The 16,228-nt window shown below is 59.4% G+C and carries 14 protein-coding genes; 9 read left to right on the top strand and 5 right to left on the bottom strand.

Annotation, left to right across the window (positions count from 1 at the left end):
- The first annotated feature begins 5 nt into the window (after positions 1-5).
- Positions 6-1,388 (top strand): cysteine--tRNA ligase, encoded by a 1,383-nt coding sequence (gene cysS / locus AC1D2Q_RS01745; RefSeq protein WP_477812034.1) that lies wholly within the window; start codon positions 6-8, stop codon positions 1,386-1,388.
- A 154-nt stretch (positions 1,389-1,542) separates the two neighbouring features.
- On the opposite strand, the gene AC1D2Q_RS01740 is transcribed toward cysS, so the two are convergent.
- The gene (locus tag AC1D2Q_RS01740) at positions 1,543-3,423 is read right to left on the bottom strand and encodes a sigma-54-dependent Fis family transcriptional regulator (RefSeq protein ID WP_477812033.1); all 1,881 of its coding nucleotides are present in this window, start codon (positions 3,421-3,423) and stop codon (positions 1,543-1,545) included.
- 369 nt (positions 3,424-3,792) lie between these two features.
- Here AC1D2Q_RS01740 and AC1D2Q_RS01735 point away from each other — a divergent pair, with 369 nt between their 5' ends.
- The 8 genes from AC1D2Q_RS01735 to AC1D2Q_RS01700 all read left to right on the top strand — a co-directional run bounded on the left by AC1D2Q_RS01735 (position 3,793) and on the right by AC1D2Q_RS01700 (position 10,958).
- Complete coding sequence (locus AC1D2Q_RS01735; protein WP_018925486.1) at positions 3,793-4,887, top strand: ABC transporter ATP-binding protein; 1,095 nt, start codon at positions 3,793-3,795, stop codon at positions 4,885-4,887.
- Positions 4,887-5,984, top strand: coding sequence for an ABC transporter ATP-binding protein (locus tag AC1D2Q_RS01730; protein WP_477812032.1), 1,098 nt, complete (start codon positions 4,887-4,889; stop codon positions 5,982-5,984). The genes AC1D2Q_RS01735 and AC1D2Q_RS01730 overlap by 1 nt, the downstream gene beginning before the upstream one ends.
- Complete coding sequence (locus tag AC1D2Q_RS01725; protein WP_477812031.1) at positions 5,981-6,847, top strand: carbohydrate ABC transporter permease; 867 nt, start codon at positions 5,981-5,983, stop codon at positions 6,845-6,847. The genes AC1D2Q_RS01730 and AC1D2Q_RS01725 overlap by 4 nt, the downstream gene beginning before the upstream one ends.
- An 8-nt stretch (positions 6,848-6,855) precedes the next feature.
- Positions 6,856-7,656, top strand: coding sequence for a carbohydrate ABC transporter permease (locus AC1D2Q_RS01720; RefSeq protein ID WP_018925489.1), 801 nt, complete (start codon positions 6,856-6,858; stop codon positions 7,654-7,656).
- Positions 7,657-7,666: 10 nt separating this feature from the next.
- A complete protein-coding gene (locus AC1D2Q_RS01715; RefSeq protein WP_018925490.1) occupies positions 7,667-7,939 on the top strand; it encodes a DUF2160 domain-containing protein in 273 nt (90 codons plus the stop codon).
- 47 nt (positions 7,940-7,986) lie between these two features.
- Entirely contained in the window at positions 7,987-9,729 is a 1,743-nt protein-coding gene (locus tag AC1D2Q_RS01710) for an ABC transporter substrate-binding protein (protein WP_477812030.1), read from the top strand.
- A 214-nt stretch (positions 9,730-9,943) separates the two neighbouring features.
- Positions 9,944-10,144 (top strand): co-regulatory protein PtrA N-terminal domain-containing protein, encoded by a 201-nt coding sequence (locus AC1D2Q_RS01705; RefSeq protein WP_476212823.1) that lies wholly within the window; start codon positions 9,944-9,946, stop codon positions 10,142-10,144.
- 349 nt (positions 10,145-10,493) lie between these two features.
- The gene (locus tag AC1D2Q_RS01700; protein ID WP_476212825.1) at positions 10,494-10,958 is read left to right on the top strand and encodes a GNAT family N-acetyltransferase; all 465 of its coding nucleotides are present in this window, start codon (positions 10,494-10,496) and stop codon (positions 10,956-10,958) included.
- 67 nt (positions 10,959-11,025) lie between these two features.
- On the opposite strand, the gene nuoN is transcribed toward AC1D2Q_RS01700, so the two are convergent.
- Genes nuoN through nuoK form a run of 4 tightly spaced genes read right to left on the bottom strand, consistent with a single transcriptional unit; the run spans position 11,026 to position 16,228 of the window.
- The gene (gene nuoN / locus AC1D2Q_RS01695) at positions 11,026-12,489 is read right to left on the bottom strand and encodes an NADH-quinone oxidoreductase subunit NuoN (RefSeq protein WP_305409386.1); all 1,464 of its coding nucleotides are present in this window, start codon (positions 12,487-12,489) and stop codon (positions 11,026-11,028) included.
- 7 nt (positions 12,490-12,496) lie between these two features.
- Positions 12,497-14,029: an NADH-quinone oxidoreductase subunit M gene (nuoM, locus tag AC1D2Q_RS01690; protein ID WP_028941267.1), complete on the bottom strand. Its 1,533-nt coding sequence runs from the start codon at positions 14,027-14,029 to the stop codon at positions 12,497-12,499.
- 40 nt (positions 14,030-14,069) lie between these two features.
- Positions 14,070-15,923: an NADH-quinone oxidoreductase subunit L gene (gene nuoL, locus AC1D2Q_RS01685; protein WP_477812029.1), complete on the bottom strand. Its 1,854-nt coding sequence runs from the start codon at positions 15,921-15,923 to the stop codon at positions 14,070-14,072.
- Positions 15,920-16,228 carry an NADH-quinone oxidoreductase subunit NuoK gene (gene nuoK, locus AC1D2Q_RS01680; protein WP_007940879.1) on the bottom strand — a complete coding sequence of 103 codons (309 nt, stop codon included), beginning with the start codon at positions 16,226-16,228 and terminating at the stop codon, positions 15,920-15,922. The genes nuoL and nuoK overlap by 4 nt, the downstream gene beginning before the upstream one ends.

Genomic DNA, 16,228 nt, shown 5'->3' with positions numbered 1-16,228 from the left:
CCGTCGTGCTTACGATCTACAACACGCTCACCAAGAGCAAAGAAGTCTTCAAGCCGCTGGATGGCAACAAGGTGCGCATGTACGTCTGCGGGATGACCGTATATGACTACTGCCACCTGGGCCACGGCCGCAGCATGGTCGCGTTCGACCTGGTGACCCGCTGGTTGCGGTTCAGCGGTTACGACCTGACCTACGTGCGCAACATCACCGACATCGACGACAAGATCATCAATCGCGCCCGTGAAAACGGCGAGTCGTTCGAAGCGCTGACCGAGCGCATGATCGCGGCGATGCACGAAGACGAGTCGCGCCTGAACATCCTCAAGCCCGACATGGAACCGCGTGCCACCGGCCACATCGCTGGCATGCACGCGATGATCCAGACCCTGATCGACAAGGGCTACGCCTACGCACCGGGCAATGGCGACGTGTACTACCGCGTCGCCAAGTTCATGGGCTACGGCAAGCTGTCGCGCAAGAAGATCGAAGACCTGCGTATCGGCGCGCGGATCGAAGTCGACGAGTCGAAACAGGACCCGCTGGACTTCGTGCTGTGGAAAGGCGCCAAGCCGGGCGAGCCGAGCTGGCCATCGCCGTGGGGTGACGGTCGTCCGGGCTGGCACATCGAGTGCTCGGTGATGTCCACCTGCTGCCTGGGCGAGACCTTCGATATTCATGGCGGCGGCAGCGACCTGGAGTTCCCGCACCACGAAAACGAAATCGCCCAGAGCGAAGCGGCCACCGGCAAGACCTACGCCAACGCGTGGATGCATTGCGGCATGATTCGCATCAATGGCGAGAAGATGTCCAAGTCCTTGAACAACTTCTTCACCATTCGCGACGTGCTCGACAAGTACCACCCGGAAGTCGTGCGTTACCTGCTGGTGTCGAGCCACTACCGCAGCGCGATCAACTATTCGGAAGACAACCTCAAGGACGCCAAGGGCGCCCTCGAGCGTTTCTACCATGCGTTGAAAGGCCTGCCGAGCGTGGCACCTGCTGGCGGCGAAGCCTTTGTCGAGCGTTTCACCCAGGTGATGAACGACGACTTCGGCACGCCGGAAGCCTGTGCGGTGCTGTTCGAGATGGTCCGCGAGATCAACCGTCTGCGCGAGAGCGATCTGGATGCGGCGGCCGGTCTGGCGGCGCGCTTGAAGGAACTGGCCAGCGTGCTGGGCGTGTTGCAGCTTGAAGCCGATGACTTCCTGCAGGCCGGTGCCGAAGGGCGGGTCGATGCGGCTGAGGTTGATGCACTGATCCAGGCGCGCCTGACTGCCCGTGCCAACAAGGACTGGGCCGAATCCGACCGCATCCGCGACCAGCTCACCGCCATGGGCGTGGTGCTGGAAGACGGCAAGGGCGGGACGACTTGGCGTCTGGCTGACTGATCACTGCGTTTGCTACAAACAAAACCCGCCTTGTGCGGGTTTTTGTTGGTTTGGTTGAAAATCAAAAGATCGCAGCCTTCGGCAGCTCCTACAGGATATCGGCGTACACCCTGTAGGAGCTGCCGAAGGTTGCGATCTTTTGATCTTGGGCTTTTTACCCCTCCAACTGACGTAACCGCTTGTAAAGGGTATTGCGGCTCACCCCCAGCCGCCGCGCCAGGTGCGAAATATTTCCCCCTGCCGCCTGCAACTGCCGATTCAATGCCTCGGAATCATTCAAATCAACGGCTATCGGCTCCGGCGTATCCACCGGCTCCATCTCCAGATCGACAAAAAAATCATCCGGTAAATGCTCCAGCCGCACGGGTTGCTCTTCGGCCATGGCCAACGCCACCTGCATCACGCTGCTGACCTGACGCAAATTCCCCGGCCACGGATGACGGCTGAACAGTTCCAGCACCTCGGGGCTCAACCCGGCCCATTGCGACGGTTCACGGTGTTGTTCCCACAAGCGCTTGAACAGCGCCTGCTTGTCGCTGCGTTCCCTGAGCGGTGGCAGTTCCAGGGTCAAACCGCCGATGCGGTAATACAAATCCTCACGAAACCGCCCCAACTGCACCTGCTCGCGCAACGAACGGTTGGTCGCCGAGATGATCCGGATGTCCACCGGGAACAATTCGCTGCTACCCACCGGTTGCACACAACGCTCCTGCAATACCCGCAGCAGCCGGGCCTGGGTCGGCAACGGCATATCGCCGATTTCATCGAGGAACAGGGTGCCTTTGTCGGCCTTGCGGATCAGCCCGATGCTGCCTTTCTGGTTGGCGCCAGTGAACGCCCCTTTCTCATAGCCAAACAGCTCGGACTCCACCAGTTCGGCGGGGATCGCTGCACAGTTGATGGCAATGAACGGTTGTTTGCTGCGTGAGCTGGCGTGGTGCAGGGCTTTGACGAAGACTTCCTTGCCGACCCCGGTTTCCCCATGGATCAACAATGGAATGTCCTTTTCCAGCAAGCGCTCGGCCTGGCGCACGGCTTTTTCCACGCGGCTGTCGCCAAAGTGCAGGGTGTTGAGGCTGATCGCGGCGGGCGCTGCCAGGGCGGGCTCAGTGCACTTTATTTCAGGGCTTTTCGTTTCAGTGCTCTTTTTTTCTGCAAACAGCCGCGCCTGAATCGACGCCTGTTTCGGTCGTTTCAGCACGCACTGGAAACGGTTGCTTCCCGAGGCTTGCAGGGAAAACGGCAGGCCGTCCGGCTGATTCAGCAGTTCCATCAACGAGACTTTGAACAGGCTTTCGACGCTGACCCGCGACAGGCTGATGCCCAGCAGATTGTCGGCCCGGCGGTTGGCCGACAGTACCTGACCGGTTTCATCGAAGATCAGCATCCCGGCCCATTGGCTGTCGAGGTTGTTCAACCCGGTGTTGAAGGTCAGTTGGAAATGCTGGCCGTGGAACAGGTTGAGGATCAGCCGGTTCTCCACGGTCTGGCTCATCATCTTGACCATGCCCAGGGTGTGGGAGGGCGGCAGGTAGCTGTCGCTGGACACATCCAGTACCGCGATCACCTTGCGCTCGGCATCGAAAATCGGCGCGGCGGAACCGGTCATGAAGCGGTTGGCCTTGAGAAAATGTTCATCATGCTCGATGTGCACGGCCTGCTCGCAGGCCAACGCGGTGCCGATCGCATTGGTGCCGCTGCAATGCTCCATCCAGCTGGCGCCGACGCTGAAACCGCGAGTCAGGCTCGGCTCGATGAAACGCTGGGTGCCCCAGGACGTCAGCACCTGGCCCTGATTGTCGGCGAGCATGATCAGGCAATTGGAGTTGCTGAGGATGTTTTCGTAATACGGCAGGACTTCCTGATGGGTGGTCTGCACCAGGGAATGCTGGCTCTCCAGCAATTGGGCGATGCCGTCTGCCGGCAGTTGGTCGAACGCCGGAGCACTCTGATGATTAAGCCCGAACGCGCGGCAGCGGGACCAGGAGTCCTGGATGATGGCGTCGTGGGAGAGCTTTGAGACAGGTACGGCCATGGCGGTCGATCTCTGAGCAAGCTTTTATTGTTTTTATGTGTTTTGCATCACGTTCAGCACTGCCGCGATATCGCGTCGAAAACAATACCTACCGGGGACCGCGTACATCACCAGATGAATGCGAGTGATTGCGTCCATCACATGAGGGTCACGCAAAAACATCCATAGAGTGTTGTTCACATTTGTTCATTGTCAATCGTTGAACTGTTCAATTGTTCAGTCGCGGTTGTTCATTTCTGTTCAGCAATGAACGCGGTTTTTCTTTCACTTCAAGGATTTTCAAGCCGGATCAACGGCTTGCAATTTCTGGCACGAATGTCGCTGTAGTGCTCCGGTCGCTTGACTCAAAAAATAAAAAAAGGCCGAGCCATGTCACTAATCCTGGAACACGTCAGCCGCACCATCGAAGGCCAGACCTGGATCGACGATGCGTGCCTTAATTTCGAACCCGGATCGTTCAACGTTTTGCTCGGTCGCACGTTGTCCGGCAAAACCAGCCTCATGCGCCTGATGGCCGGTCTGGACAAGCCTGACAGCGGCCGCATCCTGATGAACGGCGTCGACGTCACGCAGCGCCCAGTGCGTTTGCGCAACGTGTCGATGGTCTATCAGCAGTTCATCAATTACCCGACCATGACGGTGTTCGAGAACATCGCCTCGCCGCTGCGTCAGGGCGGCGTTGCCAATGAGCTGATCCAGAGCAAAGTGCTGGAAACCGCGAAGATGCTGCGCATCGAGAAGTTCCTCCAGCGCCACCCGCTGGAACTCTCCGGTGGCCAGCAACAACGCACGGCCATGGCCCGGGCGCTGGTCAAGGACGCCGAGCTGATTCTGTTCGACGAGCCGTTGGTCAACCTCGACTACAAGCTGCGCGAAGAGCTGCGCCAGGAAATGCGCGAGCTGTTCAAGGCGCGCAATACCATCGCGATTTACGCCACCACCGAACCCAACGAAGCCCTGGCGTTGGGCGGCACCACGACGATTCTTCACGAAGGTCGGGTGATTCAGAGCGGCAAGTCCTCCGAGGTCTATCACCAGCCGCAAACCGTGCTGGCGGCGGAATTGTTCTCCGAGCCACCGATCAACCTGATGCCGGGGCGCATTGCCGGCAACGAAGTCAGTTTCGCCAATTTTGTGCACTTCCCGTTGAACGTCGATCTGCGTCCGGTGGGCGAGGGCGAGTTCCGTTTTGGCGTGCGCCCCAGTCATATCTCACTGGTGCCGAGCAACGACGACGATCTGGAACTGGCGGTGACCGTCGAGGTGGCCGAGATCAGCGGTTCGGAAACCTTCCTGCACGTGCGCAACGAGTATTTCCTGTTGGTGCTGCACCTGCCGGGGGTGCACGAATACGACGTCGATGCGCCGATCCGCATCTATATACCGACCCATAAACTGTTTGTGTTCGATATGCAGGGGCGGCTGGTCCAGGCGCCCGGTCGCCGCATTGCGAGGGTTGCCTGATGGCCGAAATCCGATTGCAGAACCTTGCCCACAGCTATACCCACACGCCGGCCGGCCCCGAGGATTACGCGATCCGCGAAATGGATCACGTCTGGGAGCAGGGCGGCGCTTATGCGCTGCTCGGCCCTTCGGGGTGCGGCAAGTCGACCTTGCTCAACATCATTTCCGGGTTGCTCAGCCCGTCCCAGGGCCAGGTGTTGTTCGACAGCAAAGTGGTCAACGAACTGACCCCGGAAAAGCGCAATATCGCCCAGGTTTTCCAGTTTCCGGTGGTCTACGACACCATGACGGTGTTCGACAACCTGGCCTTCCCGCTGCGCAATCAAGGCATGGTGGAAGCGAAAATTTACAGCAAGGTGCATGAAATCGCCGAAGTCCTCGACCTTCAGGCATTGCTGCATAAGAAGGCGCGCAACCTTACCGCCGATGAAAAGCAGAAAGTCTCCATGGGCCGTGGGCTGGTGCGCGATGACGTGTCGGCGATCCTCTTCGATGAGCCGCTGACGGTGATCGACCCGCACCTGAAGTGGAAGCTGCGGCGCAAGCTCAAGCAGATCCACGAGCAGTTCAACATCACCATGGTCTACGTCACCCACGATCAGCTCGAAGCCTCGACCTTCGCCGACAAGATCGCAGTGATGTATGGCGGGCAGATCGTGCAGTTCGGTACGCCACGGGAATTGTTCGAGCGGCCAAGCCACACCTTTGTCGGCTATTTCATCGGCAGCCCGGGGATGAACCTGATCGAGGTTCAACCACAACCTGGCGGTGTCGGTTTTGCCGGTACCCACTTGCCGTTGTCCGACGCGATGCAGAAACGCATCGCCGAGTCCGAATGGAAAACCCTGAAGGTCGGCATCCGTCCGGAGTTCGTTCATGTGTGGGAAGAATCCTTTGATGAAGCGATGCAGGCTCAGGTCGTACACGTCGAAGACCTGGGCACCTACAAGATCATGACCCTGAACCTCGACGGCGTACCGCTGAAAGTACGCCTGGCCGAAGACAAACCAGTGCCCGATGGCACGGCGTACATCAGTTTTCCGGCCCAGTGGTTGATGGTCTATGCCGATGATTACCTGTTGGAGGTGCTGCCATGAACAAGGTGCAGAACAACAAGGCCTGGTGGCTGGTGTTGCCGGTGTTCCTGCTGGTGGCATTCAGTGCGGTGATCCCGATGATGACCGTGGTCAACTACTCGGTGCAGGACATCTTCGACCAGTCCAGCCGCTACTTCGTCGGCGCCGACTGGTACAAGCAGGTACTGCTCGATCCACGCCTGCATGCGTCTTTGCTGCGTCAGTTCATCTATTCCGGCTGCGTGTTGTTGATCGAAATCCCGTTGGGCATCGCCATCGCCCTGACCATGCCGATCAAGGGCCGCTGGTCGTCGCTGGTGCTGATCATTCTGGCGATTCCATTGCTGATTCCATGGAACGTGGTCGGCACCATCTGGCAGATTTTCGGCCGGGCCGACATCGGCTTGCTCGGGTCCAGCCTCAACGGCATGGGCATCAGCTACAACTATGCGGCCAACACCATGGACGCCTGGGTCACGGTATTGGTGATGGACGTCTGGCACTGGACATCGCTGGTGGCGCTGTTGTGTTTCTCCGGGCTGCGGGCGATTCCGGACGTGTACTACCAGGCGGCGCGGATCGATCGGGCGTCGGCCTGGGCGGTGTTCCGGCACATCCAGTTGCCCAAGCTCAAGAGCGTGCTGCTGATCGCGGTGATGCTGCGGTTCATGGACAGTTTCATGATCTACACCGAACCGTTCGTGCTGACCGGTGGCGGTCCGGGCAATGCCACGACCTTCCTGAGTCAGACCTTGACCCAGATGGCCGTAGGGCAATTCGACCTCGGTCCGGCGGCGGCTTTCTCGCTGGTGTACTTCCTGATCATCCTGTTGGTGTCGTGGCTGTTCTACACCGCCATGACTCACTCTGACGCCAATCGGTGAGGCCTGCCATGAGCAAGAGAAAGCTGATTCCACTGCTGGTCTACATCCTGTTCCTGCTGGTGCCGATCTACTGGCTGTTGAACATGTCCTTCAAGAGCAACACCGAAATCCTCGGCGGCCTGACGCTGTTTCCCCAGGATTTCACCTTCGCCAACTACAAGGTGATCTTCACCGACCCGAGCTGGTACACCGGCTACCTCAACTCGGCGTACTACGTCAGCATGAACACGATCATTTCCCTGACCGTGGCGTTGCCGGCGGCCTATGCGTTTTCGCGTTATCGCTTCCTCGGCGACAAGCACCTGTTCTTCTGGCTGCTGACCAACCGCATGGCACCGCCAGCGGTGTTCCTGCTGCCGTTCTTCCAGCTGTATTCCTCGATCGGGTTGTTCGACACGCACATCGCGGTGGCGTTGGCTCACTGTCTGTTTAACGTGCCGCTGGCGGTGTGGATTCTTGAGGGCTTCATGTCTGGTGTCCCCAAGGAAATCGACGAAACGGCCTACATCGACGGCTACAGCTTTCCCAAGTTCTTCGTGAAGATTTTCGTCCCGCTGATCGGTTCCGGGATCGGTGTCACGGCGTTTTTCTGCTTCATGTTTTCCTGGGTCGAACTGTTGCTGGCGCGAACCCTGACGTCGGTGAACGCCAAACCCATCGCCGCGGTGATGACCCGTACGGTCTCGGCGTCGGGCATCGACTGGGGCGTGCTGGCAGCGGCGGGGGTGTTGACCATCCTGCCGGGCATGCTGGTGATCTGGTTTGTTCGCAACCACGTGGCCAAGGGCTTTGCCCTGGGCCGGGTATGAGGAACTGATGATGGAATGGATGAGCTGGACTGGCCCCACGGCGGCGTTCTTCGGCGTCATTGCCTTGATCCTGGTGGGCATGACGACCTGGGAGTTGCGTTCGCCAAGCATTCTTCGAAAAGGTTTTCTGCCGATTACCACCACCCGTGGCGATCGGCTGTTTATCGGTCTTCTCGGCAGCGCCTACCTGCATTTGCTGGTAATCGGCGTCACCGACTGGAGCATCTGGATAGCGTTCGCGTTGTCCCTGGTGTGGCTGTTGGCTGTGATGCGTTGGGGCTAGTCGAATCGCTCGGCAATCGCGCTCCAAAACCTAAACAGGAGGTCTCTATGTTCGACAAAAACAATAAGCTGCGACATAGCATTTCATTGGCAGCCATGCTGGCACTCAGCGGTTTGAGCGCATCGGCCTGGGCTGATGCCTACGAAGACGCTGCGAAAAAGTGGATCGGCAGCGAATTCAAACCGTCCACCCTGACGGCCGATCAGCAACTCGCGGAATTGAAGTGGTTCATCAAGGTTGCCGAGCCGTTTCGCGGGATGGACATCAAGGTTGTCTCGGAAACCCTGACCACCCATGAGTACGAGTCCAAGGTGCTGGCCAAGGCCTTCACCGAGATCACCGGGATCAAAGTTACCCACGACCTGCTGCAAGAAGGCGATGTGGTGGAAAAGCTGCAGACCGTGATGCAGTCGGACAAGAGCATCTATGACGGCTGGGTCAACGATTCGGACCTGATCGGTACCCATTTCCGTTACGGCAAGACAGAAGCCATTACCGACCTGATGGCCAATGAAGGTAAAAACTTCACCTCGCCAACCCTCGACATCAAGGACTTCATCGGCACCTCCTTTACCACCGCGCCCGATGGCAAGCTCTATCAATTGCCCGATCAACAGTTCGCCAACCTCTACTGGTTCCGCGCCGACTGGTTCGAGCGCCCGGAGCTGAAAGCCAAGTTCAAGGAAAAGTATGGCTATGAACTGGGCGTGCCGGTGAACTGGTCTGCCTATGAAGACATCGCCAAGTTCTTCAGCGAAGACGTCAAGGAAATCGACGGTAAGCGGGTCTACGGGCACATGGACTACGGCAAAAAAGACCCGTCCCTGGGCTGGCGCTTTACCGATGCCTGGTTCTCCATGGCCGGCGGCGGTGACAAGGGCTTGCCCAACGGTTTGCCGGTGGATGAGTGGGGCATTCGTGTCGAAGACTGTCATCCAGTCGGCTCCAGCGTGACCCGCGGAGGCGACACCAACGGCCCGGCAGCGGTTTTTGCCACCACCAAATACGTCGACTGGCTGAAGAAATATGCGCCACCGGAAGCGGCGGGCATGACCTTCTCCGAATCCGGCCCGGTGCCGTCCCAAGGCAATATTGCCCAGCAGATTTTCTGGTACACCGCGTTCACCGCCGACATGACCAAACCGGGGCTGCCGGTGGTGAATGCCGACGGTACGCCGAAGTGGCGCATGGCGCCGTCGCCGAGAGGGCCGTACTGGGAAGAGGGCATGAAGCTGGGGTATCAGGACGTGGGTTCCTGGACGTTCATGAAGTCCACGCCTGAGAAACAGAAGCTCGCGGCCTGGCTGTACGCGCAGTTCGTGACCTCGAAAACCGTGTCGCTGAAGAAAACCATCGTCGGCCTGACACCGATCCGCGAGTCGGACATCAACTCTCAAGCCATGACCGACCTCGCGCCGAAGCTCGGTGGCCTGGTCGAGTTCTATCGCAGCCCGGCGCGGGTGCAATGGACCCCGACCGGCACCAACGTGCCGGACTATCCGCGTCTGGCGCAGTTGTGGTGGAGCCACATCGCCGAAGCCGCCAGCGGCGAGAAAACCCCGCAACAGGCGCTCGATGGTCTGGCCAAGGATCAGGACGCGATCATGACCCGTCTGGAACGCTCCAAGGCCCAGGCCACTTGCGCGCCGAAAATGAACGCCGAACGCGATGCGCAATACTGGTTCGACCAACCGGGCGCACCGAAGCCGAAACTGGCCAACGAGAAGCCCAAGGGTGAAACCGTGAGCTACAACGAACTGCTGAAATCGTGGGCGGATGCGCGTAAGTAATCGTCTGTCATGTGAAATGCCAACGGCACCGTAAGGTGCCGTTTTACTGTGTGCCTGATGGACCGCATTCGCGAGCAAGCGACCCAGCGGAGCAAGCTCCTTTGCCACAGATACCTTCCAGGCTACATAACGGATATGTAATTTGCGCGCCACCGTCATGAAAGGTTCGGATTGTTACCTTGACCTCGTTAGTTAATTAAACGAGGAATCAAACATGAAATTTGCGGAACTGAGTGCGTTTGCAGCGGCGTTGGTGATGTCTTCTCTGGTCATGGCTGAAGGCGGCGGCGACAGAGCCTTTGAAAAAATGATGGCGGCCAATGACCGCTCGGTGGAGCTGTTTGTCGCCAAAGAACAGGCACGTGATCCCGTCGTCGTGAATGAGAAGAAGGACGACAAGACCAAAGACTTGTAAGCGGGCAACTGACATCGGATCCCCCTGTAGGAGCTGCCGAAGGCTGCGATCTTTTGATCTTGAAAAGCAAAATCAAAAGATCGCAGCCTTCGGCATCTCCTACAGAGCGCACACCATTCCAATGTAGGCGCCAGTCGCATTTGGCGGCTTCGATTGACGTGTCGGAACAATCCACAGCACTATCCAGCCATGAATACCCAATATCGAATGACTATGATGTGCTCCTCTATGACCGCTTCCGGCGGGCCATAGGTCATACGTGTTTGTCATTTGACGTGTACCCAAAGCCCCGCCAGAGATGGACGGGGCTTTTTCATGCCCTGTCCGTACATGGCTCATGGAGAGAGATATGTTCGAGATTAGAAGATCCACCCCAAGCGACGCCCAGGTTGCATTTGATATCCGTCGGTTAGCTATTCGACATCAATGCATCGGTGCCTACAGCGAACAGCAAATGCTCGACTGGACCAAAGGCTCGGCCGAAGACGGCTACGACACACTGATGGAGAAGCACTTCTATCTGGGCTGCGTTGAGTGCGAGCCTGTGGCGACCGGCATGCTCGATCTGGAGCACCGTGAAATCGGCGCAATCTTCATTCGCCCGGATTTCATGCGGCGCGGGCTGGGCAAGCGTGTTTTGTGTTTTCTTGAAGATCGGGCGCGGGATTTGGGGCTGACCGAGGTGTGTCTTGATGCGACGTTGAATGCCGCCGATTTCTATAGACGCTGCGGATACATCGGGGAGGGGAGTGCGATTTACCAATCACCTTCAGGTCTGCAACTGGCCTGCGTGCCGATGGTAAAAAAACTCTAATGGCCCAAAAACAAAAACGGCACCCGAAGGTGCCGTTTCTGTTTTCTACCGAGTATCGCTTAAGCGATCAACCCGTCAACCCCGACTGTTGAACCAGGTTCAGCAGTGGTTGTGGGTACAGGCCGAGGAAGAACGCCAGTACGGCGATCGCCAGCAGCATCACGCCGCCTGCACGTTGTTCCCAGTGCAGTTGCGCGTCGTGGCGACGCAGGTTCGGTTCCATCAGGTACAGGGTGACCATCACACGCAGGTAGTAGAAGACGCCGATGGCGCTGCCCAGTACCAGGGAGCCGACCAGCCACCATTGGTGCGACTCGACGCCGGTGGCGATGATGTAGAACTTGCCGATGAAGCCCGCGGTCAGCGGAATACCGGCCAGGGACAGCATCATCACGGTCAGGACGGCGGTCAGGTACGGACGGCGCCAGAACAGGCCGCGGTATTCGTACAGGGCATCCGCGTCACGGCCGCTGTACGGCGAGGACATCAGGGTGATCACACCGAACGCGCCGAGGCTGGTGATCACGTAGGTGACCAGGTATACGCCGATGGCTTCCACGGCCAGGCCCTTGCTCGCCACCAGGGCGATCAGCAGGTAACCGAAGTGCGCGATGGACGAGTAACCCAGCAGACGCTTGAGGTTGCTCTGGGTCAGTGCCAGCAGGTTACCGAACAGGATCGACGCGATGGCGATGATGGTCAGCACGTTGCTCAGCACGCCACTGCTCGCCGCTGGCGAGATCTGGAACAGACGCACCATCACCGCGAACACCGCCACTTTGGAAGCCGTGGCCAGGAACGCCGCCACCGGTGCCGGAGCCCCTTCGTAAACGTCCGGGGTCCAGAGGTGGAACGGTACCAGCGACAGTTTGAACGCCAGGCCGATCAGCATCATGCCCAGGCCCAGTTGCGCGATCGGGCTAGGCAGGCCGGTGGCCGCCAGGGCCTGACCGATGCCGTTGAAGCTCAGGCTTCCGGCTTCGGCGTAGAGCAGGGCCATGCCGAACAACAGGAACGCGGAACCGGCGGCCGACAGCACCATGTACTTGATGCCGGCTTCCAGCGAACGCTTGTTGAAGAAGGCGTAAGCCACCAGACCGTAGACCGGTACCGAAAGCAGTTCCAGACCGACGAATAAACCGGCCAGGTGCTGCGCGCTGACCAACACCAGGCCACCGGCGGCGGACATCAGGATCAGCAGGTAAAGTTCTTCACGGTTGCCCGGGTAGCCCGTACCGCCATCGCCCAGGTAGGCGTGGGCGAGGGTCACACAGGCGAGGGTGGCGACCAGGATCAGCGCCATGTACAGGCAAGCGAAGGTGTCGATCTGCAGCAATGGGGTCACGGCCAATGGCGCGACTTTCAGGGCTGGCAGGATCGACAGCAAGGCCAGGTTAAGACCTGCCACCGACAGCAGGAAGGTTTGCGAGTGGTTGCGGCGCCACGCGATAGCCAGCATCACCACGATGATCGTGGCGCTGGTGATCAACAACGGCGCAAGCGCGATAAAGTGTTGAGTCGTGAATTCCATAGCGCTCTTACCGGGCCGAAGCGAGTTGAGTGAAGGCGGAGCCGAGCCACTGCTGCACGCCATGCATCGTCGCGGCAGAGGTATCGAGGAACGGTTGCGGGTACACGCCGATGTAAAGCAGCAGTGCCGCAAGCCCAACCACCATGATCAGTTCGCGACCGTCCATGCCATGCAGCACCGCGTCGGATTTCGACGGGCCGAAGAAGGCACGGTGGACCATGATCAGCGAGTAGACCGAACCGAACACCAGGCCGGAGGTGGCGATCACGGTGACCCATGGCGCGCTGGCGAAGGTGCCGATCAGGATCAGGAACTCACCGACGAAGTTACCGGTCGCCGGCAGGCCCAGCGACGCCGCCGCGAAGAACAGGCTGAGGGCTGGCAGGTAGGCAATCTTCGACCACAGGCCACCCATCTCGCGCATATCGCGGGTGTGGGTGCGCTCGTACAGCTGACCGGAGAGGATAAAGAGTGCCGCGGCCGACAGACCGTGAGCCAGCATCTGCATCACTGCGCCTTGCAGCGCCAGTTGGCTGCCGGAGTAGATGCCGATCAACACGAAGCCCATGTGGGAAACGGACGAGAAGGCAATCAGACGCTTGATGTCGGTTTGCGCGAAGGCCAGGAACGCACCGTAGAAGATCCCGATCAGACCCAGGGTCATGGCGAACGGCGCGAACTCGGCCGAGGCATTCGGGAACAGCGGCAGGGCGAAACGCAGCAGGCCGTACGCAGCAGTCTTCAGCAAGATACCGGCCAGGTCCACGGAACCCGCGGTCGGTGCCTGGGCGTGAGCGTCAGGCAACCAGGAGTGGAACGGTACGACGGGCAGCTTGACCGCGAAGGCGATGAAGAAGCCGAGCATCAGGATGTACTCGGTGGTCTGCGACATCTTGGTTTTCAACAGATCGGCGTAGTTGAAGGTAATCACGCCGGTGTCGTTGAAGTTGACCAGTACCAGGCCCAGGATCGCCACCAACATGATCAGGCCGGAAGCCTGAGTGAAGATGAAGAACTTGGTCGCCGCGTAGATCCGGGTTTTCTTGCCGTCCGAAGAACTGTGACCCCAGAGCGCGATGAGGAAGTACATCGGCACCAGCATCATTTCCCAGAAGAAGAAGAACATGAACAGGTCGAGGGCGAGGAACACGCCAACGACACCGCCCAGGATCCACATCAGGTTCAGGTGGAAGAAGCCCACATGACGCTGAATCTCTTTCCAGGAGCAGAGTACCGAGAGGACACCCAGCAGGCCGGTCAGCAGGATCATCAACAGCGACAGGCCGTCGAGGGCCAGGTGCACGTTGATGCCGAAGCGCTGGATCCAGACGTGTTTGAACTCAAGCGCCCAGGTCGGATCGGCACCAGGCTTTGGTGCAAATGAATAGTCACCGTTGGCCCACAGCCAGAGGCCGAGGGAGAGCAGCAGGGACATGGTGATCAGCGCAATCCAGCGGGGGAGGGTGGCGCCGAAGCGCTCACCCATCCAGCACAGCAGGCCGCCGATGAAGGGGATCAGGATTAGCCATGGCAGAATCATGACGGGCTCGTTTCCTTTCGCAAGTTCGCAAGGTTCATAGTCAGACCGCTACCAGCACGACGGCGCCGATTACCAGCACGGCACCAGCAGCCATCGAGGCGGCATACCAACGCAGTTGACCGGTCTCGGTGCGGCTCAGGGCGGTGTGACCGCCTTTGGCCATACGCGGGATCAGACCGATGGTCTGGTCGAGCGGGTCTTTGCGCAGAATGTGGCTGATCGCAAGGTATGGCTTGACGAACAGTTTGTCGTAGATCCAGTCGAAGCCCCAGGCAGCGAACCACCAGGCCGAAAGGAAGCGGCCGATGCCGCTGTTGGCGATGGCCGTGACGAAGCGACGCTTGCCGAGGAACAGCAGCGCGGCCAGCAGGATACCGGACAGGGCGATGGCGCCCGAAGCGATTTCCAGGCTGTGCTTGGCTTCGCCGCCGGCATGGCCGACGCTTTCCGGCAGTACACCGTGCAGCGGTGGAACGATCATCGCGCCGACGAACGTCGACAGTACGATCAGCACCGACAGCGGCAGCCAGTGAGCAATGCCGTGACCGGCATGGGCTTCGGTCTTCGCTTCACCGTGGAACGTGATGAAGATCAGGCGGAAGGTGTACAGCGAGGTCATGAAGGCACCGACCAGACCGGCATACAGCAGGCCTTCGTTACCGCTGGCAAACGCTTCCCAGAGGATTTCATCCTTGGAGTAGAAGCCCGCGGTCACCAGAGGCAAGGCCGCCAGGGCCGCGCCGCCGACGATGAAGCTGGCGTAGGCCAGTGGCAGTTTCTTCCACAGGCCGCCCATCTTGAAGATGTTCTGTTCGTGGTGGCAGGCAACGATCACCGCACCGGATGCAAGGAACAGCAGCGCCTTGAAGAAGGCGTGGGTCATCAGGTGGAAGATCGCGCCATCCCATGCACCCACGCCCAGGGCCAGGAACATGTAGCCGATCTGGCTCATGGTCGAGTAGGCGAGGATACGTTTGATGTCGGTCTGAACCAGTGCGGCAAAACCTGCCAGCACCAGCGTCACGCCACCCACGACACCTACCAGGTGCAGGATATCCGGCGCCAGTGCAAACAGGCCGTGGGTACGGGCGATCAGGTAGACACCGGCGGTTACCATGGTCGCGGCGTGGATCAGTGCCGAAACCGGCGTAGGGCCGGCCATCGCATCCGCCAGCCAGGTTTGCAGCGGCAGTTGCGCGGATTTACCGACAGCGCCGCCCAGCAGCATCAGGGTCGCCAGAACGATCCAGAAGTCACCGGCCTTGAAGTGCTCAGGCGCCTTGACCAGCAGTTCCTGGATATTCAGCGTGCCCAACTGTTGGAACAGGATGAACAGGCCGATGGCCATGAACACGTCGCCGACACGGGTCACGATGAAGGCTTTGAGTGCCGCGTTACCGTTGTTGCGGTTGCTGTAGTAGAAACCGATCAACAGGTACGAGCACAGGCCCACGCCTTCCCAGCCGAAGTACACGAACAGCAGGTTATCGGCCAGGACCAGGAACAGCATGCTGGCGATAAACAGGTTGGTGTAGGCGAAGAAGCGCGAGTAACCGGCTTCACCACGCATGTACCAGGACGCGAACAGGTGGATCAGGAAGCCCACGCCCACCACCACGCCGAGCATGGTCACGGACAGGCCGTCCAGGTAGAGGGTGAAGGTCGGCGTAAAGCCTTCCACCGCCATCCATTGCCACAGCACCTGGCTGTAGTGACCACCTTGCGGTGGCGCAACGTTGAATTGCCAGATCACATAGGCCGCGACGATCGCCGACAAGCCGATGGAACCGACGCCGATCAGCGCCGAGAGGTTTTCCGAGAGGCGTCCCCGGGAGAACGCCAGCAGCACAAAACCGATCAGGGGGAACAGGAAAGTCAGATAGAGAAGGTTCATCCGCGCATCTCGCTGGCAGCGTCGATATCGAGAGTGTGGAAGCGGCGATACAGCTGCAACAGAATCGCCAGGCCGATACTGGCCTCGGCGGCTGCCAGGCTGATCACCAGGATGAACATGATCTGTCCATCCGGCTGCGCCCAGCGGCTACCGGCAACGATGAACGCCAGTGCGGAGGCATTCATCATGACCTCCAGGCTCATCAGCACGAAGAGAATGTTGCGCCGGACCATCAGGCCGACCAGACCGAGGCAGAACAGGATGCCGGCGACCGCCAGACCATGCTCCAAAGGGATAGCAGGCAT

This window comes from Pseudomonas sp. P1_A1 (assembly GCF_056406935.1).
The sequence above is the reverse complement of the archived record's forward strand: the minus strand, read 5'-3'. Positions and strand labels throughout refer to the sequence as shown.